The sequence below is a fragment of the Pseudonocardia sp. C8 genome (assembly GCF_014267175.1).
Taxonomy (GTDB): Bacteria; Actinomycetota; Actinomycetes; order Mycobacteriales; family Pseudonocardiaceae; genus Pseudonocardia.
In genome coordinates this window covers 3,420,556-3,440,374 of sequence record NZ_JACMTR010000002.1, presented here as the reverse complement: position 1 = coordinate 3,440,374, position 19,819 = coordinate 3,420,556, and the positions used below count along the sequence as shown (strand labels likewise).

Below are 19,819 nucleotides of genomic sequence, written 5' to 3'. Positions count from 1 at the left end.
CGCGGTACCGCACCCGCCATGCCTTTCGAGCTGGCCCGAAAGGTGCAGGTCAGGCCCCGTCCCGGTCCAGGAGCCGCAGGCCGAGATCGGTCAGGTCGTGCCGCACGGCGCCGCCGTGCCGCTCGGTGCGCAGCAACCCGGCCGCACGCAACGCGCGGGCGTGCTCGCTCGCCGACGACGGCGCGGTCCCGGCCCGGCGGGCCAGCTCGCCGCTGCTGGCGCCACCGGCCGCCGCAGCGAGGACCCGGGCGCGGGTCGCGCCGAGCAGGCCGGCCAGCGCGCGGTCGCCCGGCGTCGCCCAGAACGCCCCGGCCGGCGCGGGCGGTGGAGCGGGGTAGATCAGCAGATCGGGCCGCCGACCGCTGAGGTCCCGGGAGTGCTGGGCATGCGCGATGAACGCCGTCGGGCGGACCAGCAGCCCGCGACCCCCGGGCTGGACGTCCCGGTCGGGGCGGTTGCCGGCGTCCCGCACCTCCAGCACCGGCGGACGCCACCGGAGCCCGGGCACGTCCAGGCCGGTGAACAGGCCCTCGACGCCGCCGTCACGGACCAGCCGCCCGGCCCGTTCGCGCTGGGTCTCCAGGTGCTCGCGCAGCCGGCGCCAGTACGGACCGACCGCGACGTCGTGGTAGGCGCGTACCGCGGACGCGAGCTCGCGCGGCGCTCGTCCCGCGGCGGGCAGGAGAGGGCGCAGGCCCGGCGGGACCGTCCCGTTGGCCTGCGCGAAGGACTCGATCTCGGCGTCCCACACGGTGCGGCCGGCGCCGAGCAGCGCGTCCAGCCCCTCGTCCAGCGTCCGGACCGGGCCGGCGACGCTCTCCAGGTCCAGCAGCAACCCGGGCCGGGGATGCATCCCGGCGAGCAGGCGCAACGGCCGGGACAGCTGCGGGCACACGCGCCGCCGCCACTCGGGGTGCGGCCCGCCGCGCAGCGGGACCAGGCTGAGCAGGGTCTCCGCGAACGGATCCGGCGCGGCGATCCGGGTGCGGGCGAGGTCGTCGGCGGTGAACCAGATCCGTGTGGTCACGACCCCCTCCGACACCGGACGCCCGGGCAGCGCCGGAGCTGCTCAGAGTACCGCGGGCGCTGATCACCGATCCGGCATGGAACCCACGCTCGATCGGTGGAGACAGCGCCGGCCGTTCAGGGCTTCCACTGCGGATCACGGCCGCTGAAGCCCAGCGCCCGGTCGAACGCGGGCGCGTCCTCGGGCACCGGGACGACCGGGCCGAACAGGCCCTCCCGGGAGGCCTCCTGGCCGGGTGCGGACATGGACTCGGTGAACCCGAGAACGGCGCCGACGGCGTCGTCGTCAGGAGTGAAGTCCTGGCCGGTGGCGACGGCGAGGTCCCACCCGTGCAGCACCAGCTCGTCGAGGGCGACCGTGCCGGCCACCTCACCGGGCAGCTCGATCCCGCCGGCGGCGGTCATGCCCGTCCAGGCGGACGGGTCGCGCCAGGCGTCGGCAAGGGCGTCGAGCCGGGCCGGGATCGCGGTGCGCCAGTCCGGCTCCAGGTGGGCGGCGTCCGCGCGCGGCGCGGTCTCCAGGGCCTCGGGCGCCTTCTCGGCGGCGAGCCGGAACGCGTGGGCCAGGCCGTGCAGGTGGTCGAGCAGGGCGGCCACCGTCATGCCGGTACAGGGCGTCGACCGGTCGAGCTGGTCGTCCCCGATGCCGGTGACGACGGCGGCCACAGCGCGGGTGGTGGGGGTCAGGTCGATCGTCACGATGCCTCCCGGGCAGCTCGGGCCCGCGGTGGCGGGCCGTTTCACCGGGGACGACCGAGGACGGGACCGGAACTCATCTCGCACGCGCCATTTCGACACCCAGTAGAAGTTCGTCGGGGCGGATGCGGCAGAGTGGAGCCGGCACCCGTCCCCCGATCCCCGCCCGGAGGAACCCACCGTCATGAACGACCCCCTCACCGTCGCCCGGGTGTTCCGGGCCGTCGCGATCGCCGAGGCCGCCTCCTGGACGGGGCTCCTGGCCGGGATGTTCGTCAAGTGGGTGCTGGCGGTCAGCGAGGTCGGGGTACAGGTCTTCGGCCCGATCCACGGGGCGCTGTTCGTCGCCTACGTGCTCGTGACGCTGTGGGCGGCGCGGCTGTTCCGCTGGGACCTGCGGACCCTCGTGGTCGGGCTGCTCGCCAGCATCCCGCCACTGACCACGATCTGGTTCGAGCGGCACGCGGCCCGGTCCGGCCGGCTCGACGCGGTCCGGGCCGAGCCGGCCCGCTGACCCGCGCTCCGAGCCGGGCGGCCGCCTCGAGCGGTGCACCGGCTCACCGACCACGGCCCGGCCGCCTCGACCACAGCGGCCGGGCCGTCCCTCGCTCCGGCGGTCGGGCGGGGTGAGGCGCACGTTGTCGGCCTGGTGGGGGCGGATTCGTGCTGATCGACGGTGGGGCGGGCGCCGAGTCGCACGTTGTTGCCCTGGTGGGGGCGGTTTCGTGCTGATCGACTCGGGGTTGGGCGGTGAGCGGCGCGTTCTGGCCCTGTTGGGGGCGTGGTCGTGTTGATCGACTTCGCGGGTGGGTGTCGAGTGGCGCGTTGTCGCCCTGGCGGCGGCGGATCCGCGCTGATCGACTGCGGGGCGGGCGCCGAGTAGGGCGTTCTCGCCCTGGCGGCGGCAGGAACGCGCTGATCGACTCCGGTGCCGGCGGTGGGTGCATCGTCCGGGCACGTGCGAGCCGGCGCGCCGGTCGGTCGGAACCCTTGACGGTTTCGATGAGGTTAGGCTAACTTGAGTCGTGTCGCTTCGTGGTGGGAGCGGCGCGTCAGTTCGGGAATCACGGCCCGGCCGCCTCGACCACAGCGGCCGGGCCGTTCCCTTCCCGGGCCTCGTACGCTGGGACCCTCTCGGTGAGGACGTCCCATGACCCAGCACCAGCACGACGCCCCGTGGCACCGCGCCGGGCGGGCGTTCGTCCGGGACCGTGTCGCCGGACGGGCAGCCACCGCGACCGCGGTGCTCCGCGTCCTCGCAGGGCTGATGTTCGTGCTCATGGGGCTGTTGAAGTTCCTGCTCCACGAGCACGAGCTCGCCGAGTTCGTCCGTTTCGGGTTCCCCGCGTCGAGCCTGCTCGTGTACCTGGTCGGCGTCCTCGAGCTCGGCGCCGGGCTGATGCTGGTCCTCGGCCTGGGCACTCGCCTCGCGGCGCTCGGGTTGGGACTCAACATGATCGGTGCGATCGCCACCGCGGGGGTGAGGGTGGGCGGCCCGGTCCACCTCGGCCTCGCCCCGGCATTGCTGGTGGTCATGCTGTACGTGCTGTGGGCGGGCCCCGGGGCTGCGGCGCTGGACCGGCGGCTCGCGACCCGGCTCGTCGGCCGCGACGCCCCGTGACCGCCGGCTGGCGACCCGGTGTGCCGTCACCCCTGTTCGGCGGGCTCGCGACTCGGCTTTCCGGCACTCATGTTCGGTGGGCTCGCGACTCGGCTCTCCGGCACCCGTGCTCGGTGGGCTCACGACCCGGCTCATCCGGACCCCTGATCCGCGGGCCGACGACCCCGGCTCGCGGCACCCATGACCGGTGGGCGGCCGGGGCGGCGGCCACCGAGGGGCCGGCGCGCGCCCGCACCCGTCACCGGTCGGGGTGCACCAGCGCCCGGTAGACGGGCCGCAGCAGGTCGGTCAGCGTGTCCGCGCCCGCCCGCAGCGACGGTTCCGGCACCTGGTCCAGCACGGCGTCCGGCTCGGTCTCGGGCGGGCGCGGCGGAGCGGTGCCCCCCACCGGGGCGGTCCAGAAGTCGTCGAGTAGGTCGGCCAGCGCGGCCGGCCCGGACGGCGCGGTGGCCCCGGCGGCCCGGTCGCGTTCCTCGCGCAGCCGCTCCAGCAGGGTGCCGCGGTCCCGGCCGCGCAGCGTGAGCAACGTGAACGGGTCGGTGTCGCAGCGCTCGGCCAGCACGTAGAACACGGCGGCGAGGTGCTTGCAGGGCACCGTGGCGTCCGGGCAGGTGCAGTCCTGTGACAGGTCGGTGCCGGCCGCCGGGAACAGCGACAGCCCGAGGCCGTCGAGCAGCTCCTCGATCTCCGGTGGGACCGTCCCGGCGAGCAGCGCGGCCGCGTACCAGGCGTCGGCGGCGAGCGCCTCCTCCACCCGGCGCCACTCCGGCTTGTCCCAGACGCGCAGCCCGATCCGGACCCGGTAGGGCTGCGGCCGGGTGCCCTGCACCAGCGCGACGGCCGCGCCGGCGTCGACGTCGAGGGACACGATCTGCCCGGACCGGGCGTAGGTCTTCCCGCGGGACAGCCGCCCGCCGACGCCGAGCTGCTCCAGCACCGACAGGAACCGGGCCGACCACCAGGTGCGGGCCACCGCTCCCTTCGCGGCATGGATCCGGATGCCGCCCTCGACCCGGATCGGGCGGCCGCCCACGTAGTCGCCCTGCGCCCAGAACGGCTGGTCACTCATCGGGATCGCCCTCCTCGGAGTCCGCGACGGCGCCGGACCCGAGCGCGAACACCTCGCGCAGCTCGGTGGTGGACAGCGAGGTCAGCCAGTCCTCCCCGTCGGTCACGACCATCTCGGACAGCGACCGCTTCGAGGTCACCAGCGTGTCGATCCGCTCCTCGACGGTGCCCGGGCAGACGAACTTGCGCACCTGCACCGAGCGCTTCTGCCCGATCCGGAACGCCCGGTCGGTGGCTTGGTCCTCGACCGCCGGGTTCCACCACCGGTCCAGGTGGACGACGTGGTTGGCCGCGGTCAGCGTCAGCCCGGTGCCCCCGGCCTTGAGGGAGAGCAGGAACAGCGACGGCCCGCCGTCGGCCTGGAACCGGGCCACCATCTCGTCGCGGCGCTTCTTCGGGGTGCCACCGTGCAGGTAGAGCACCTCGGTGTCGAAGCGCGCGGACAGGTGCGGCCGCAGCATCGCGGCGAACTCGGTGTACTGGGTGAACAGCAGGGCCTTGTCCCCGGCGGCCAGCACGGACTCGAGGATCTCCTCGAGCCGGGCGACCTTCCCGGAGCGGTGCCGGCCGCCGGCCCGGTGGATCGGGGAGCCGTCGTGCAGCAGCTGGGCCGGGTGGTTGCAGATCTGCTTGAGCTTGCTCATCGCGGCGAGGACGTTGCCGCGCCGCTCGATGCCGTCGCTGCCCTCGATCTTCTCCATCATGTCGTCGACGACGGTGCGGTACAGCGACGCCTGCTCCCGGGTGAGCCGGTGGTCCTGGACGATCTCGATCTTCTCCGGCAGGTCGTCGATCACCTGCGGGTCGGTCTTGACCCGGCGCAGCAGGTAGGGCCGGGTGATCCGGCGCAGGGTCCGCGCGGCGCCGGCGTCGCCGTGCCGCTCGATCGGTACCGCGAACTTCTGCCGGAACGTCTCGGCCGAGCCGAGGATCCCGGGGTTGAGGAAGTCCATCACCGACCACAGCTCGGCCAGCCGGTTCTCCATCGGGGTGCCGGTGAGCGCGATCCGGTGCGCGGCGCCGAGCGAGCGCATGGTCCGCGACGCCGCCGCCGACGAGTTCTTGATCATCTGGGCCTCGTCGAGGACGAGCCGGTGGAACCGCCACGCCCGCAGGTCCTCGGCGTCCCGGGTGGCGGTGGCGTACGTGGTGACGACGAGATCGGTCGTGCGCAGCCGCTCGTGCAGCGCGGACCCGCGCGGGCGGGCGGCCCCGTGGTGGGCGTGCACGCGCAGGCCGGGCGCGAACCGCTCCGCCTCCCGCTGCCAGGTCCCGACCATCGACATCGGGCAGACGATCAGTGTCGGGGCGTCGACCGGACCGGCCCGGTCGTGCGCCTCCAGGGCGAGGAGCTGCACGGTCTTGCCCAGGCCCATGTCGTCGGCCAGGCAGGCGCCGAGCCCCAGCGAGGACAGGAACGCCAGCCACGCCACGCCCCGCTCCTGGTACGGCCGCAGCGTCGCGGTGAACCCCGGCGGGACCGGCAGCGGCTCCAGGTCGCGGTCGGCGGTGCCGTCGAGCAGGGCACCGAGCCGGCCCCGGGCGTCGACGTCGGTGACCGGCAGCGGCGCGTCCACGTCGCCCCGGGCGGCCGCCAGCACGTCGTGCACGGTCGGGGTGCGGTCCCGGGAGCGGCGCAGGAAGTCCAGGCCGCGGGCCAGCGCGTCGGCGTCGACGGCCACCCAGCGGCCCCGCAGCCGGACCAGCGGGGCCTTCGCCGCGACGAGGGCGGCGATCTCGTCCTCGCCCAGCTCGTCGTCGCCGACCGCCAGCGACCAGCGGAAGTGCGCCAGCTCGTCGCGGCCGAGCCCGCCGCGGGTGACCACCCCGGGCGCCGGTGCCGACGACGTCGACAGCTTCAGCCCCAGCGACCGCGTCCCGTCCCAGCCCCGGGGCAGCGCCACGCCGAACCCGGCGGCCAGCAGCGCCGGCGCGTCCCGGGTGAGGAAGCGGTGCGCGCCCGCGACGTCGAGGGCCAGCGCGGCGGGCCGGGCGTGGCGCAGCGCGCGGACCAGGTCGGGCAGCACCTGCGCGGCCCGGCCGAGCTCGGCGAGCAGCACGTCCTGCGCGCCGGCGATCAGGTGGTCCGCACCGCCGGCCCAGACGTCGGCGGCGTCGAGCTGCAGGCTCGGGTCCTCGGTGGACTGCAGCGCGAACTGCACCTCCCACCGGGTGCCGTCGCCGGTCTGGTCGAGCGGGTCCGGACCCGGGTCGGCGGGGTCGTGCATCGACGAGACCTCGCTGAGCCGGAACAGGGCCGTCCCCGCGCCCGGCTGCTCGCGGCCGACATCGCTCCACGCGGCGAGTGCCTCGCGCAGCGCGGACAGGCCCTCCTCGGTGGCCGGGACCTCCGGCGACGGCCCGGTGAGCGCGTGCAGCAGGGCCGCCGGGGCGCTCGGCCGGTCCGGCAGCGGCACCGGCATCGCCGCGCTGCGGCCCAGCCGCTCCCGGACGGCGGCGTCGGTGAACCGGGCGAGCGCGGTGTCGACGAGCTCGTCGGGATCCTGGCCGGCGACGTCGCCGGGCCGGCGTTGCTCGCAGCGCGCCACCGGTGGGAGCCGGCGCACCAGGTCGGCGCGGGCGACGGCGTCCAGTCCCTGCACCACCGGCCGCCACCGGGCCGCCGGCCGGCCGGACTCGGAGACCAGCACCGGCAGCACCCGCCCCCGGGCGGCCAGCTCCTCGGCGAAGCCGACCAGCTCGGCGAGGTGCCGGAAGCCGTCGCCGTAGCGGACGTCGGGGTAGGGGTCGGTCAGCTCGGACGGGTCGACCACCACCGCGGGCACGGTCCACGGGGCCAGCGCCGGCGCGCTGCGGGACCGGCCGCGCGGGGTGGTGCGGACCAGGCCCGGCGAGTCCTGCGGCCCGCCCGCGTGCGAGGGCAGCAGCACCGTCACCGACGCGGCCTTGCCCGGGTGGATGGCGGCCAGCTCGTCGGAGGGCACCGCGAACGGGTGCGGCCGCGCGGTCCGCAGCGAGCGCCGGTCGCTGCGCGCGGGTCGCTCGCCGTCCTCGGCCCAGAGCAGCACGCCCCGGCCGGGGGAGTGGAGGGCGTGGACGACGAGCACAGCCCCACGCTAGAGGCCGCCCCCGACAGGAATGCGGTCAGGCGCCGGCGAGCAGCTCGTCGAGGCGCTCGTAGCCCTCGGTCACGCCGACCTCCATGCCGGAGGACAGCATCCCGTCCCGGGCCTCGACGGTCTCGAACACCGACGTCGACTCCAGGCGGGTCCGGCCGTCCGGCAGCGGGGTCAGCCGCACCGTCTCCAGCGACACCGCCTCCGGCCAGCCCTCGAAGGTGAAGGTCTGCACGATCCGCTCCGGGGCGCGCACCTCGTGGAACGAACCGAAGAAGCGGTACTCGCCCTCGTCGTCGGTGTGCGAGTAGCGGTAGCCGCCGCCGGTCTCGGCGTCCCACCGCTGCACGGTCATGCTGAGTCCGCGCGGCCCGAGCCAGCGGGTCACCTTGTCGACGTCGACGTGCGCGTCGAACACCCGCTCCGGCGGGGCGTCGAACTCCCGGGCGATCCGGATGATCGGCTGGTCCCGGACGGCCTCGATGGCGGTCTCACGGGTGGTCGTGCTCATGATGCAGCTCCCTTGCTGGTGGCGTTGCCGGTGTCGTCTTCGCTCGCGGCGAGCAGGTCGTCGAGGCGCCGATAGCGCTCCTCGACCTGCCGTCGGTACCGCTCGATCCAGGCCGTCATCAGGTCGAACACCTCCGCGTCGAGGTGCACCGGGCGACGCTGGGCCTGCCGGCTCCGCCGGACCAGCCCCGCGTCCTCGAGCACCTTGATGTGCTTGGACACGGCCTGGACGGAGACGTCGTAGGGTTCGGCGAGCTCGTTCACGGTCGCGTCGCCGGTGGCCAGCCGGGCCACCATGTCACGCCGGATCGGGTCCGCCAGCGCGGCGAACACCTTCGAGAGCCGGTCCTCCACGACGCCTCCTTTCAACCTTTCGGTTGAACAAGACGGTAGCGAAGGACCGGCTCGTATTCAACCCTCTGGTTGAACTAGCTGAGCGAGCCCGGCAGCGACCCGTGCGGGACGTAGTCGGAGGGGACGACGCCGAGGCGGCCGCGCTGGTAGTCCTCGAACGCGGCGTACACCTCCTCCTTGGTGTTCATCACGAACGGGCCCGCCCAGGCCACCGGCTCCCGGATCGGCAGCCCGCCGAGCACGACCACGTCCAGCGCGGGGTGGCGGGACTCCTGGGAGACGTTGCCGCCGACGGTGATCGCGTCACCCGGGCCGAACACGGCGAGCTGGCCGGTCCGGATCGGACGGTGGTCCGCCCCGACCGTGCCGGCGCCGTTCAGCACGTAGACCAGCGCGTTGAACTCGCGCGGCCACGGCAGCCGCAGCTCCGCGCCCGGCGAGACGGTCGCGTGCACCATGGCCATCGGCGTGTGCGTCGATCCCGGGCCGGACACCCCGGCGACGTCGCCGGCGATCACCCGCAGCAGGGCGCCGCCGTCCTGGCTCGCGACGAGCGCCGACGCGCCGCTGCGCAGGTCCTGGTACTTCGGCGGGAGCCACTTGTCCTTGCGCGGCAGGTTCACCCACAGCTGCAGGCCGTGGAACAGCCCGCCGGTGCGGACGAGCTCCTCCGGGGGGCGCTCGATGTGCAGCAGGCCGGAGCCCGCCGTCATCCACTGGGTGTCGCCGTTGGTGATCGTGCCGCCACCGCCGTGCGAGTCGCCGTGCTCGAAGGTGCCGTCGATGATGTAGGTGACGGTCTCGAAGCCGCGGTGCGGGTGCCAGGACGTGCCCTTCGGCTCGCCGGGCGCGTACTCGACCTCGCCCATCTGGTCCAGGTGCAGGAACGGGTCGAGGTCGCGCAGGTCGACGCCGGCGAACGCGCGGCGCACCGGGAACCCCTCGCCCTCGTAGCCCTGCGGAGCGGTGGTGACGCTGCGGACCCCGCGGTCGAGATCGGCCGGGCCGAGGGCGGGGACGCGGGGCAGCGTGCTGACGTCGGAGACGGTGACGGCGGGCATCGGGAACCTCCCGGATCGGAGCGGAACCGGCTTGTTGCACGCTCAACCACGTCGGTGGCGGCGGCATTCCCGGGGGAGCAGGATCGGCCCGGTGCCCGCCCTCGACGAGACCGCCGCCCGCCCCCTGCTCGCCGCCGCCCGGATCGCCCGCCTGGCCACGATCCGGCAGTCCGACGGCACCCCACGGCTGGTGCCGATCACGTTCGCGCTGGTCGACGACCTGGTGGTGTCCGCCGTCGACGACGTGAAGCCGAAGCGGCACCGCCGGCTGGCGCGGCTGCGCGACATCGAGGCCGATCCGCGGGTCGGGCTGCTCGCCGACCACTACGACGACGACTGGTCGCAGCTGTGGTGGGTGCGCCTCGACGCGACCGCGGAGACCCACCACGACGGCGGGCTGCACGCGCGGGCGGTGGAGGCGCTCGCGGCGAAGTACCCGCCCTACCGGGCGCAGCCGCCCGCGGGCCCGGTCCTGGCCCTGACCCCCACCCGCTGGACAGCCTGGTCCGCGCGCTGATTGCCCCCGCCTCACGGCTGCCGCGCCGTCCCGGGCTGCCACTCATGGACCGAAAGCCCCGTGGCACAGGACTTTTGGTACATGAGTGTGCCGTGTGGGGGCAGTAGTGCGGGGCTGCAGCGGTGGTGGCGGGAGGCGGCGGGCGGCGGTGTGCGCGGGGCTCAGGGGAGATCGGCGAGGAACGCCGTGATCGCGGCGGCGGTCTCGTCCGGGAGCTCCAGGTGCGGCGAGTGCCCGCAGTGCAGCTCCGTGATCCCCACCGGCCCCGCGGCCCGCTCCGCGACCGAGCGCACGTGCACCTCGCTGCCGTACGGGTCCTTGTCGCCCTGGATCCCCAGCACCGGCGCGGTGATCGCGCCGAGCCGGTCGCGGACGTCCCAGTCCCGGAACGCGGGCGCGAGCCAGACGTCGTTCCAGCCGCGGAACGCGGCGTCCGGGTCGTCGTGGTGCCGGGCCATCCGGTCGCGCAGGTCCCCGGTCTCGAACGCGTCCCGCGCGGCGCGGATCGCCTCCAGCGCGAACCCTTCGACCAGCACGTGCGGGGCGAGGACGACGACCCCGCTCACCGACATCGCCGCGGCGGCCAGCAGCGCGATCGTCCCGCCGTCGGAGTGCCCGACCAGCACCGGGCGGTCCAGGCCGAGTGCCGTGCACAGTTCCGGGACCACGGTCGCGGCCTCGTCGGCCATGAACCCCACGGAGCGCGGGCTGCGCGGCGGGTCGGAGCGGCCGTGCCCGAGCCGGGAGTAGGCCACCGTCCGCCGGCCGGACTCCTCGGCGATCCGCCGGTGGAACCCGCGCCACAACCCGACCGAGCCGAGCCCCTCGTGCAGGAAGAGCAGGGGAGCGCGGTCCGGCGGGCCCGGGACGTCGTCGTACTCGTAGCGCAGGCCGTCGAGTTCGATCACCCGTCCAGTAAAGCGACCAGGCGCTTCGGCGCGACACACCGGTAGGCGTCGGTGACGATCTCGGTGATCTCGTCCCGGTCGGCGGGCGGGGGACCGCCGGGGGCTCCGGTGCCGTCCAGGACGACGCCGAGCCAGCCCCGGTGCCCGACGTAGGCCGGGCGGAAGAACCGTGACGGGTCCTCGGCGACCAGCTCCTCCTGCACCCCGGGCGGCGCCGCGCACCAGAACGCGATGTGGGGATGGCCGTGGTGGTGCTCGGCGTAGGACACGAACATCTTCCGGACGAACCACGACGGCGAGCCGTGGCTGAGCTTCTCGATCACCTCGGGCAGGGACAGGCAGATCTCCCGCAGCCAGGGCAGCGGGTCGGCCGGGTCCGGGTGGCGTGCCGGGGTCATCCGCCCATCCGGTAGGTGCCCAGGCACCACGCGTTGCCCTCCGGGTCGCTGATCGCGAACTCGCGGGACCCGTAGTCCTGGTCGGTGAGGCCCATCGCCACCGTGGCGCCCGCCGTGACCGCACGGTCGTGCAGCGCGTCCGGGTCGTCGCAGGTCAGGTAGGTGACGGCCCGGCCGGTGTCGAACGGGTCGGCGTCGCCCCGGGTGCCGAGGGCGAGGACGCCGGTGACCGGGCCGTCCTCGACCCCGTCGGTCCAGCCGAGCTCGGCGTGCGCGACCCGGCCGGCGTCGTCGGTGTGGCAGGTCAGCTCGCGGAACCCGAGCGCCCCGGTCAGGAAGTCGATCGCGGCCCGCGGGTCGTCGTAGCGGAAGGTGGGGTGGATGCTCATGCCGGCCGATCCTGGCCGGTGCGGGCGGCCGGGTCTTGAACGGACGGGAACTCGGCCGCCCAGCCGGCCCACTCGGCCCGGTACGCCGACGGCGTCGTCCCGGCCAGTGCCCGGAACTCCCGGGTCAGGTGGGCCTGGTCGGCGTACCCGCAGCCGGCGGCCACGTCGGCCAGCGGGGTGGTGCTCGCGCCGACGAGCCGGGACGCGGCCGCGAACCGCAGCACCCGCCCAGCGGTGCGCGGCGCGAGCCCGATCTGGGCGTGGAACCGGGCCTGCAGGTGCCGGCGGCTCCAGCCGGTCTCGGCGGCCAGCCCGGCGATCGAGGCCCGGCCCCGGGTCGCGGCCAGCCGGTTCCAGGCGTGCGCGACCTCCGGTGCGGGCCGCCGCGCCCGGACGTCGAGCAGGCGGCCCGCGAGCAGGCCGGTGACCAGGGCGAAGCGTTCCGCCCAGCCGGGGGCGGCGGCGAGCCGGTCGGGCAGCGCCGCCAGCTCCGGGTCGTCGAGGTCGTCGAGGGCCGGGATCGCGCCGCCCGGCACGGTGCGCCCGCCGAGCAGCGTGAACATCCCGAGCGGGGTCAGGTCCACCTGGACGCCGGCCTGGGGGCCGGTGAACTCGGTGAGCACCCAGGTGTCGCTGAGCCCGCCGACGAACGCGGCGACCGTCCCGGACCCGACCGCCGGGCCGGCCAGCGTCAACGGGTGGAACCCGAGGATCAGCGCGACGCCGGCGGCCGGGGGCTGCCGGCGCCGCACCGGGGTGTCGGATCGCTCCCGGTAGCCGAGATAGCGGAGCACGTGCCGGCGCAGCGCGGCGGGCGGCCGCGCCGGCACGTACTCGGCGTCCATGCCCTGCGGTTCTACTCCAGGTTGGCCCGTGCGTACACCGCGATCGCGTCGCGCAGGTAGCGGGCGAGCCCGTCACCGTAGGCGTCGATGGTCGCGGTGAACCGCGGGTCGTCGACGTAGAGGGCACCGAGGCCGGTGTAGGCCTCGCGGCCGGGCACCCAGAACCGGCTCACCCACGCGTGGTGCGCGGCGACCGCGTCCTGGACCTCGGGCGCGTCGACCGGCGCCCCGGACTCCATCAGGCCGGCCAGCCGCCGGTGGACCTCGGTCATCCCGGCGTGGACGTCGGCGGCCGTGTCGCGGTCCCAGCCCGCGACCTTCTCCTGGACGGTGACGGCCTCGGCGCCCCAGCGCTCGCGGGCCTCCTCGGCGTGCGGGTCGTCGCGGAACGCGGCGAACATCTCGTCGGCGGACATCGGATCTCCCCCTTCTCTCTCCTCGATGGACCGTGCGACGGTGTCGGCGAGCCGGCGCAGCCGCCCGATCTCGCGGCGCAGGCGCTCGTGGTGGGCGCGCAGCGCGTCCACCTCGGACCCCCCATCGAGCACCGCGGCGATGTCCGGCAGGCCCAGGCCCAGCTCCCGCAGCACGAGCACGTGCTGCAGCCGGTGCAGCTCCGGCCGCCGGTAGATCCGGCGCCCGCCCGGCCCGGTCGCGGCCGGACGGAGCAGGCCCACCTGGTCGTAGTGGCGCAGCGTGCGCGAGCTGACCCCGGCCAGCCGGACCACCTGGTCGGTCGTCCAGCTCTCCTCCGTCGTCACGGTGACGACCGTAGAAGTTGACGCGACGTCAACCGCAACCTTTCTCAGGAGAGGGCGATCGCGGAGGCGAGGCCCAGCATCACGGCGGCGACGACGCCGTCCAGCACCCGCCAGGCCACCGGCCGGGCGAACAGGCCGGCCAGCCGGGCCGCCCCGTACCCCAGCCCCGCGAACCAGGTCGTGCTGGCCGCGACCACCCCGGCGGCGAAGGCCCACCGGCCGTCGTCGCCGTGCGCGGCGGCCAGCGACCCGAGCACCAGCAGGTCCAGCAGCATGTGCGGGTTGAGCAGGGTCAACGCGGCCGCGCTGCCCAGCACCGGGACCAGCGGGCGGGAGCTGCCGCGGACGTCGGCGGTCAGCGTCCCGGGCCGCACGGCGCGGCGCAGCGCGAGCAGCCCGTAGCCGGCCAGGTAGGCGACCCCGCCCCAGCGCACGACCTCGACCAGGCCGGGGACCCGGGCGAGCACCAGGCCGACACCGGCCACCGCCGCCGTCACCAGCACCAGGTCGGCCAGCACGCAGAACACGACCACCGCCGACACGTGCTCGCGCCGCAGCCCCTGCCGCAGCACGAACGCGTTCTGCGCGCCGATCGCCGCGATCAGGGACAACCCGGTACCGAACCCCACCACCACGCTCACCCGGCGACCGTAGGCCGGGCGTCCGGGAATCATGGTTCTGGTTCAGGATCCTTCATGAACCTTAGGATCGCTTCATGTACGACCGGGCCCGGCTGGCCACGCTCAGCGCCGTCGTCGAGGAGGGCAGCTTCGAGGCGGCCGCCGCACTCCTGAAGATCACGCCCTCGGCAGTGTCCCAGCGGATCAAGGCCCTGGAACGGCAGTCCCGGCAGATCCTGGTGCGACGGTCCCGGCCCTGCGTCGCGACCGAGGCCGGGCAGACGCTGCTGCGGCTCGCCCGCCAGATCGCGGTGCTCGAGGACTCGGTGGCGCGCAGCCTCGGCGACGACGACGCGACGGCCCTGCACCTGCCGATCGCGGTGAACGCCGACTCGGTCACCCACTGGTTCCTGCGCGCCGTCGTGCCGCTGGCCGCCCGCTACGGCGTCCGGCTCGACCTGCACGTCGACGACGAGGAGCACACCGCGGCCCTGCTCCGCGAGGGCGCGGTGATCGGCGCGGTGACGACGTCGGCGACCCCGGTGCAGGGCTGCGCGGTGCAACCGATCGGAGCCACCCGTTACCGCCCGGTGGCGGCCCGGCCGGTGTACGACCGCTGGTTCGCCGGGCGCGATCCCGCGACCGCGTTCCCGGCCGCGCCCCGGGTGGACTTCGGGCCGAAGGACCGGCTGCAGACCCGGTTCGTCCGCACCCTCACCCACCGGCCGTGCACCGGGCCGGCGCACCGGGTCCCGGCCGCCGACGGCTACCACGACGCCGTCCGGGCCGGGCTGGGCTGGGGCCTGTTCACCGACGCCCCGGCGCGGGCGGCCGCGGACTCGGGCCGGATCGTGCTGCTCGACGCCGAGCGGCACCTCGACGTCCCCCTGTACTGGCAGCACTGGACGCTGTCCACGCCCGTGCTGGACGCGCTGACCGGTGCGGTGCAGGAGGTCGCGGCGCGGGTCCTGGTCCCGCCGTCGTGAGGGGGTCAGATCCCGGACCGCCAGGGCCGGCCGAGCCGGATGTCGCAGGTGATCTCGCGCCGGTCGACGCCGGTGAGGTCGGCGATCAGGTCCCGGACGGCGTCCTCGGCGGCCCGCGGGTCGTCGACGGTGGTCGAGGCCTCGATCCCGGGCACGTAGAGGGTGAGCCTGCGGTCGGCCCGCCAGGCCACCACCTCGAAGTGATGGTGTCCGGTCACGGCCCCACGGTAGCCCGGCGGTGACCGGCGCGCGCACCGTTCGGCGCGGCGCCGCGGGGCCGGTCAGCCGACGGTCGGCTCGTCCCGGGCGGCGTCCTCACCCGGCTGCGGGTCCTCGGGCTGCAGCTCCCGCTGCGGGGCGATCCGCGGGTCGGCGGTCCGCTCCGGCGTGCCGGTCGGCTCGGGCGGGTTCGCGGGCGGCGGTGCCGCCGGTTCGGGCGGCTGCGGGCTCGGCGTCGGCGATGCCGACGGCGGCGGCGCGCTGCTGGTCGCCGTCGGTTCCGGGGTCTCGGTCGGCTCGTTCGCCGCCAGTTCCGAGGGCTCCTCCCCGATGGCCCGGAAGGTCGGGAACTCGGAGACACCGGAGCTGCGGACCGCGCTGGACATGAACTCCTGCCAGACGTCACCGGGCAGGTCGCGGCCGTTGATCGGGGCACCGGACGCCGAGCGGATCGGGTCGTTGCGGTCGGTGCCGATCCACACGGCGGTGACCAGGTCGGGGGTGAAGCCGGCGAACCAGGCGTCGTTGTTCTCGCCCTCGAAGCGGGACTGCACGGTGCCCGTCTTCGCGGCCGCCTGCTGCCCGTCCGGGAGCTCCAGGTCGTCGTGCGTGACGACGTCCATCATCGCCTCGGCGACGTTGCGGGCCACCTGCTCGGAGAAGCGCTGCTCGCCCTCGCCGGGGGAGTGCTCGTAGAGCACCCGGCCCTCGGAGTCGACGACCTTCGAGACCATGTGCGGCGCGTGCCAGACGCCGCCGGCCGCGATCGTCGCGTACGACGACGCCAGCTGGACCGGGGTGACCTCCTTGTTGCCCAGCGGGAGCCGGGCGTCCGGGTTCTCCAGGGGCGCGGTGATCCCGGCGAGCCGGGCCGCCTCGGCGACCTTCTGCGGACCCACCTGCGCGGCCAGCTTGGTGAAGACGACGTTGTTGGAGATCGTCATCGCCTGCTTGAGGTCGCACCGCGGGCAGCTGGCGCCCTCGGCGTTGCGCAGGCCGGGCCGCTCCGAGCCGTCGAAGACGGTGCCCAGCCCGACCGGCGGGTCCTCCATCAGCCCGGCGAGCACGGCGAACGGCTTGAACGTCGACCCGGGCTGCTTCACCACCTGGGCGTAGTCCATGCCGGCGCCGTTCTCGCCGCCGTAGTAGCCGACGATCCCGCCGGTGCGCGGGTCGATCGCGACCGCACCGGACCGCAGGACCTCGGGCTGGCCCTCCATCTCGGCGCGGACGGCGTCGGTCAGCTGCTGCTGGCGCTGCGGGTCGATGGTCGTCGTGACCTGCAGGCCGCCCTGCGCGAACGCCTGCTCGGAGATGCCCAGGGTGCCCAGCTCGGAGCGGACGGCCTTGAGGACGTGCCCGCGCTCGTCGGTCAGCGACGACGACCGGGACGTGTTCTCCGGCGGCACGGTCTGCGGGAAGACCGCGGTGTCCCGCTCGGCCTTCGAGATCCAGCCCTGCTGGGCCATCCCGTCGAGGACGAAGTTCCAGCGCTGCTGGGCGCGCTCCGGGGAGTTCGCCGGGTCCCAGTTCGACGGGGCCTGGATGACACCGGCGAGCAGCGCACCCTCGCTGATGGTCAGCTCGGCCGCCGGCTTGCCGAAGTAGGCCAGGCTGGCGGACTCGATGCCGTAGGCGCCGCGCCCGAAGTAGATCGCGTTCAGGTAGTCGTTGAGGATCTCGTCCTTGGTCTTCTGGCCCGAGACCTTCAGCGAGACGATCAGTTCCTTGTACTTGCGCCAGTACGTCGCGTCGTTGCCGACCAGCGTGTTCTTGACGTACTGCTGGGTGATCGTCGAGCCGCCGCCCGCGCCGCCGGTGACCTGCTTGAACACGGCCCGCAGGATCCCGGTGACGTCGAAGCCCGGGTTCGAGTAGAACGTCCGGTCCTCCGCGGCCAGCACCGCCTCGCGGACGTGCGGCGGGATCGCCTCCATGCCCACCCGGATCCGGTTGCCCTGCTCGGGGACCAGCCGGGCGAGCTGGCCGCCGTCGGCGTAGGACACGGTCGCGATCTGCTTCTGGACCGCCTCGTCGGTGGTGGGGACCGGGAAGATCAGCCAGCCGAGCCCGAACAGGAGCAGCGGCAGCAGCACGACCGATGCCAGCGAGCCGATCACCGAGTAGCGGATCTGGGTACGACGGCGGGTCCGGCGCTGCTCGGGGGTGAGCGCGGCCTTCTGCTCGGCGTCGAGGATGCCGAGCCGGCGCCGGACCGTCCCGATCCCGGGACCGACCAGCGCGACGACCCGGTCCAGCGGGCCGTCCGGCTCGGCCCGGCGGCGTCCGCCCCGCCGGGGCCGCGGGGCGTCGACGTTCGCCTCGTGCTCGTCGTCGGTGTCGGGGGCACCGGTCGGGCCGGGGCCGGCGGGGGGAGCGGACACCGCGGTGTCGTTCGGGCCGGAGTCCTCGCGCCCCGGGGCGGAGCCCGGGCGGGGACCGTGCGGTGCGGGACCGGCCGGGGGCGCACCCCGCTGCGGCCGGACGGGTGCGGTGGCGGCCGGGGATGCCGTGGGCACCGCACCCGACGGCTGTCCGGGGCGTGCGTGGCCGGTCGACGGCCGCGCGGGGGCGGAGCCCGAGGGTGCCGGAGGGCCGGCGGGTGTCGGAGGCCCGGCGGGCGGGGAGCCTGCTGGCCTCGACATCGTCGTGCCGGACATCGTCGCGCCGGACGGGGTGCCGGTCGACGGGGTGCCGGATGCCGGAGGCCCGGCGGGTGTGGCACCGGTCCGCGGCCCGGCGGGAGCGGTGCCGGCGGGCGGGGGCGGGGGAGCGGTGTTCGAGGCCGGGGACGGCGGCCGCGCCGTGCTCGGGTCGCGGGGTGCCGAGCTCGGGTCGCGCCGTGCCGTACGCGGGTCGCGGGTCGCCGTGCCCGGGTTGCGGTGTGGTGGCCCCGGGTCGCGCGGCACGGGGCCACCCCGCACCCGCAGACCGACCTTGCTCGTCTCCCCGGACCGGCGCGCCGGCTGCGCGGCCGGTGTGCGGGCGGTGTCCTGGGCCGGTTCGGGGGTGGGCGTCGGCGCGGGGGCCGGTCCGCGGGCCGACGCCGCCGCGGCGCCGTTCGGGTGCCGGGGGACGCCACCGGAGGGCCGGACCCGGCCACCGGAGTGCCGGCCCGGCGCGGACGCTGCCGGCGCGCCGTGCCGCGGCGGGCGTCCGGAGTCGTCGCGGGCGACCTCGTCGCTGCTGTGCCGGCCGGAGGGACGTTCCTCGGTCCGGACGGCGCGGGGGACGCCGTACGGATCGGAGTCGTCGGGGGAACGCCGGGACCGCGGTGGTGGGGGCGGGCCTGCGGTCAACCGCCTCTCCTCTCACGGTCCGGCCGGCGGGGTGGGCCGGCGCATGGTCGGGGTCCGGGCACGCGCGTGCTCGGCCGGTCAACGAGTTACCGGTGCGTTGCGATGTGCTCGCCAGATCGACATCACTCGAATGTCGGCACGTCATCGGGATCGTGCGCCAGCGGGTGACCGTTCGCACCGGGGAACGTCCACCGCAAGCACCATCATGCCTGCGCCGTACGGCGGAGTGGGATGGAGTGGATCACGCCGCGGCGACGGCCCGCGGCATGCCGACCGCCTCGGCGAGCAGCTCGTAGGACCGCAACCGGTCCTCGCCACGGTAGGTCGCCGTCGTCACCATCAGCTCGTCGACCCCGGTCCGGGCCACCAGCTCCTCGACCCCGGCCCGCACCGTCGCCGGTGCCCCGATGATCTGATCGGCCTGCCGCTGCTCGACGAACGCCCGAGCCGAGTCGGTCCACTCGAACGCCGCGACCTCGTCCGGCCCGGGGAGCTCGCGCGGGTTGCCCAGGCGCAGGTGCAGGAACTGCAGGGCCGACGGGAGCGCGAGATCGCGGGCGGCCTCGTCGGTGTCGGCGCAGAACACGGCGGCGGCGATCATCGAGTACGGCTCCGAGAGCATCGCCGACGGCCGGAAGTGCTCCCGGTACATCTCCAGGGCGGGCAGGGTGTTGTGCGCGCTGAAGTGGTGCGCGAACGCGAACGGCAGCCCGAGCATGCCGGCCACCTTCGCCGAGTACCCGGACGACCCCAGCAACCACAGTGACGGCGCGTTTCCCCTGGCCGGCACCGCAAGCACGTCCGCGTCGCCCCGGAAGTACGACGCGAGCTCGACGAGCTGGTCGGGGAAGTCGTCGGGGGTCCCGAGCTGTGCCGCGGTGATCCCGCGCAGCGCCGCCGCGGTCTTCGGGTCGGTGCCGGGCGCGCGGCCGATCCCCAGGTCGATCCGGTCCGGGTGCAGCGCCTCGAGGGTGCCGAACTGCTCGGCGACGACGAGCGGGCGATGGTTGGGCAGCATCACGCCGCCGGACCCGACCCGGATCCGTTCGGTCACCCCGGCCAGGTGCGCGATCAGCACCGGCGGCGACGAGCTCGCGATCCCGGGCATGGCGTGGTGCTCGGCCACCCAGTAGCGGGTGAAGCCGAGCTCGTCGGCGCGCTTCACCAGCCGGGTGCTGTGTGCCAGCGCGTCGGTGGCCGACGAGCCGTCGGCGACGGGGACCAGATCGAGGACGGAGAGGGGAACCACGCCCGGTGCAACACGGGCGCCGCCGGGCCTCTTCCCGGCGGGACGGCCACACCGTGCTGATCGATCCCGGCGCGGCGGGCGACCTGCACGATGTCGCCCTCTCGGGGTGGGATGGTGCTGATCGACCTCGTGTAGCGATGCGCGAGACGCACGTTGTCGTCGTGTCCGGGGCGGGAACGTGCTGATCGAATTCGGGGTGGCCCCCGAGTCGCACG

The 19,819-nt window shown here is 75.1% G+C and carries 20 protein-coding genes; 4 read left to right on the top strand and 16 right to left on the bottom strand.

Translation table 11 applies throughout. The annotated features are described in order from the left end of the window. Positions 1–49: 49 nt before the first annotated feature. Together H7X46_RS16475 and H7X46_RS16470 are read right to left on the bottom strand one after the other, a co-directional pair. The gene (locus H7X46_RS16475; RefSeq protein ID WP_186360245.1) at positions 50–1,027 is read right to left on the bottom strand and encodes a helix-turn-helix domain-containing protein; all 978 of its coding nucleotides are present in this window, start codon (positions 1,025–1,027) and stop codon (positions 50–52) included. A 116-nt stretch (positions 1,028–1,143) separates the two neighbouring features. Continuing rightward, positions 1,144–1,725: a TIGR03086 family metal-binding protein gene (locus tag H7X46_RS16470; RefSeq protein ID WP_186360244.1), complete on the bottom strand. Its 582-nt coding sequence runs from the start codon at positions 1,723–1,725 to the stop codon at positions 1,144–1,146. 181 nt (positions 1,726–1,906) lie between these two features. Here H7X46_RS16470 and H7X46_RS16465 point away from each other — a divergent pair, with 181 nt between their 5' ends. Then, entirely contained in the window at positions 1,907–2,236 is a 330-nt protein-coding gene (locus tag H7X46_RS16465) for a DUF3817 domain-containing protein (protein WP_186360243.1), read from the top strand. 636 nt (positions 2,237–2,872) lie between these two features. Further along, positions 2,873–3,343 carry a DoxX family protein gene (locus tag H7X46_RS16460; protein WP_186360242.1) on the top strand — a complete coding sequence of 157 codons (471 nt, stop codon included), beginning with the start codon at positions 2,873–2,875 and terminating at the stop codon, positions 3,341–3,343. Positions 3,344–3,581: 238 nt separating this feature from the next. Here the strand turns inward: H7X46_RS16460 and H7X46_RS16455 are convergent, their stop codons facing one another. The 5 genes from H7X46_RS16455 to H7X46_RS16435 all read right to left on the bottom strand — a co-directional run bounded on the left by H7X46_RS16455 (position 3,582) and on the right by H7X46_RS16435 (position 9,413). Then, on the bottom strand, positions 3,582–4,412 hold the full coding sequence (locus tag H7X46_RS16455; RefSeq protein ID WP_186360241.1) for an SWIM zinc finger family protein: 831 nt from the start codon (positions 4,410–4,412) through the stop codon (positions 3,582–3,584). After that, positions 4,405–7,479: a DEAD/DEAH box helicase gene (locus H7X46_RS16450; RefSeq protein WP_186360240.1), complete on the bottom strand. Its 3,075-nt coding sequence runs from the start codon at positions 7,477–7,479 to the stop codon at positions 4,405–4,407. Before H7X46_RS16450 ends, H7X46_RS16455 begins: the two co-directional genes overlap by 8 nt. Positions 7,480–7,516: 37 nt before the next feature. Further along, a complete protein-coding gene (locus H7X46_RS16445; RefSeq protein WP_186360239.1) occupies positions 7,517–7,999 on the bottom strand; it encodes an SRPBCC family protein in 483 nt (160 codons plus the stop codon). Further along, a complete protein-coding gene (locus H7X46_RS16440) occupies positions 7,996–8,352 on the bottom strand; it encodes a metalloregulator ArsR/SmtB family transcription factor (protein ID WP_186360238.1) in 357 nt (118 codons plus the stop codon). Before H7X46_RS16440 ends, H7X46_RS16445 begins: the two co-directional genes overlap by 4 nt. A 74-nt stretch (positions 8,353–8,426) precedes the next feature. Further along, positions 8,427–9,413 carry a pirin family protein gene (locus H7X46_RS16435; RefSeq protein ID WP_186360237.1) on the bottom strand — a complete coding sequence of 329 codons (987 nt, stop codon included), beginning with the start codon at positions 9,411–9,413 and terminating at the stop codon, positions 8,427–8,429. A 91-nt stretch (positions 9,414–9,504) separates the two neighbouring features. Between H7X46_RS16435 and H7X46_RS16430 the strand changes: the two genes are divergently transcribed. After that, positions 9,505–9,930 (top strand): TIGR03668 family PPOX class F420-dependent oxidoreductase, encoded by a 426-nt coding sequence (locus tag H7X46_RS16430; RefSeq protein ID WP_186360236.1) that lies wholly within the window; start codon positions 9,505–9,507, stop codon positions 9,928–9,930. 161 nt (positions 9,931–10,091) lie between these two features. On the opposite strand, the gene H7X46_RS16425 is transcribed toward H7X46_RS16430, so the two are convergent. Genes H7X46_RS16425 through H7X46_RS16400 form a run of 6 tightly spaced genes read right to left on the bottom strand, consistent with a single transcriptional unit; the run spans position 10,092 to position 13,872 of the window. Further along, positions 10,092–10,838, bottom strand: a complete 747-nt coding sequence (locus H7X46_RS16425; RefSeq protein ID WP_370588806.1) for an alpha/beta fold hydrolase — start codon at positions 10,836–10,838, stop codon at positions 10,092–10,094. Beyond that, a complete protein-coding gene (locus tag H7X46_RS16420) occupies positions 10,835–11,236 on the bottom strand; it encodes an MmcQ/YjbR family DNA-binding protein (protein WP_186360234.1) in 402 nt (133 codons plus the stop codon). Before H7X46_RS16420 ends, H7X46_RS16425 begins: the two co-directional genes overlap by 4 nt. Beyond that, the gene (locus H7X46_RS16415; RefSeq protein ID WP_186360233.1) at positions 11,233–11,625 is read right to left on the bottom strand and encodes a glyoxalase/bleomycin resistance/extradiol dioxygenase family protein; all 393 of its coding nucleotides are present in this window, start codon (positions 11,623–11,625) and stop codon (positions 11,233–11,235) included. The genes H7X46_RS16420 and H7X46_RS16415 overlap by 4 nt, the downstream gene beginning before the upstream one ends. Then, positions 11,622–12,470, bottom strand: a complete 849-nt coding sequence (locus H7X46_RS16410; protein WP_186360232.1) for an AraC family transcriptional regulator — start codon at positions 12,468–12,470, stop codon at positions 11,622–11,624. The genes H7X46_RS16415 and H7X46_RS16410 overlap by 4 nt, the downstream gene beginning before the upstream one ends. A gap of 11 nt (positions 12,471–12,481) precedes the next feature. After that, positions 12,482–13,231 carry a MerR family transcriptional regulator gene (locus H7X46_RS16405; protein ID WP_186360231.1) on the bottom strand — a complete coding sequence of 250 codons (750 nt, stop codon included), beginning with the start codon at positions 13,229–13,231 and terminating at the stop codon, positions 12,482–12,484. A gap of 44 nt (positions 13,232–13,275) precedes the next feature. Continuing rightward, positions 13,276–13,872, bottom strand: coding sequence for a LysE/ArgO family amino acid transporter (locus H7X46_RS16400; protein ID WP_370588805.1), 597 nt, complete (start codon positions 13,870–13,872; stop codon positions 13,276–13,278). A 74-nt stretch (positions 13,873–13,946) separates the two neighbouring features. On the opposite strand from H7X46_RS16400, the gene H7X46_RS16395 reads away from it, so the two are divergent. Further along, positions 13,947–14,837, top strand: a complete 891-nt coding sequence (locus H7X46_RS16395) for a LysR family transcriptional regulator ArgP (RefSeq protein ID WP_186360229.1) — start codon at positions 13,947–13,949, stop codon at positions 14,835–14,837. A 5-nt stretch (positions 14,838–14,842) separates the two neighbouring features. Here the strand turns inward: H7X46_RS16395 and H7X46_RS16390 are convergent, their stop codons facing one another. The 3 genes from H7X46_RS16390 to H7X46_RS16380 form a co-directional block, all read right to left on the bottom strand. Beyond that, on the bottom strand, positions 14,843–15,055 hold the full coding sequence (locus H7X46_RS16390) for a hypothetical protein (RefSeq protein WP_186360228.1): 213 nt from the start codon (positions 15,053–15,055) through the stop codon (positions 14,843–14,845). Between the two features lie 63 nt (positions 15,056–15,118). After that, the gene (locus H7X46_RS16385) at positions 15,119–17,440 is read right to left on the bottom strand and encodes a transglycosylase domain-containing protein (RefSeq protein WP_370588804.1); all 2,322 of its coding nucleotides are present in this window, start codon (positions 17,438–17,440) and stop codon (positions 15,119–15,121) included. A gap of 1,156 nt (positions 17,441–18,596) precedes the next feature. Continuing rightward, complete coding sequence (locus H7X46_RS16380; RefSeq protein ID WP_186360227.1) at positions 18,597–19,604, bottom strand: LLM class flavin-dependent oxidoreductase; 1,008 nt, start codon at positions 19,602–19,604, stop codon at positions 18,597–18,599. Positions 19,605–19,819: the final 215 nt, after the last annotated feature.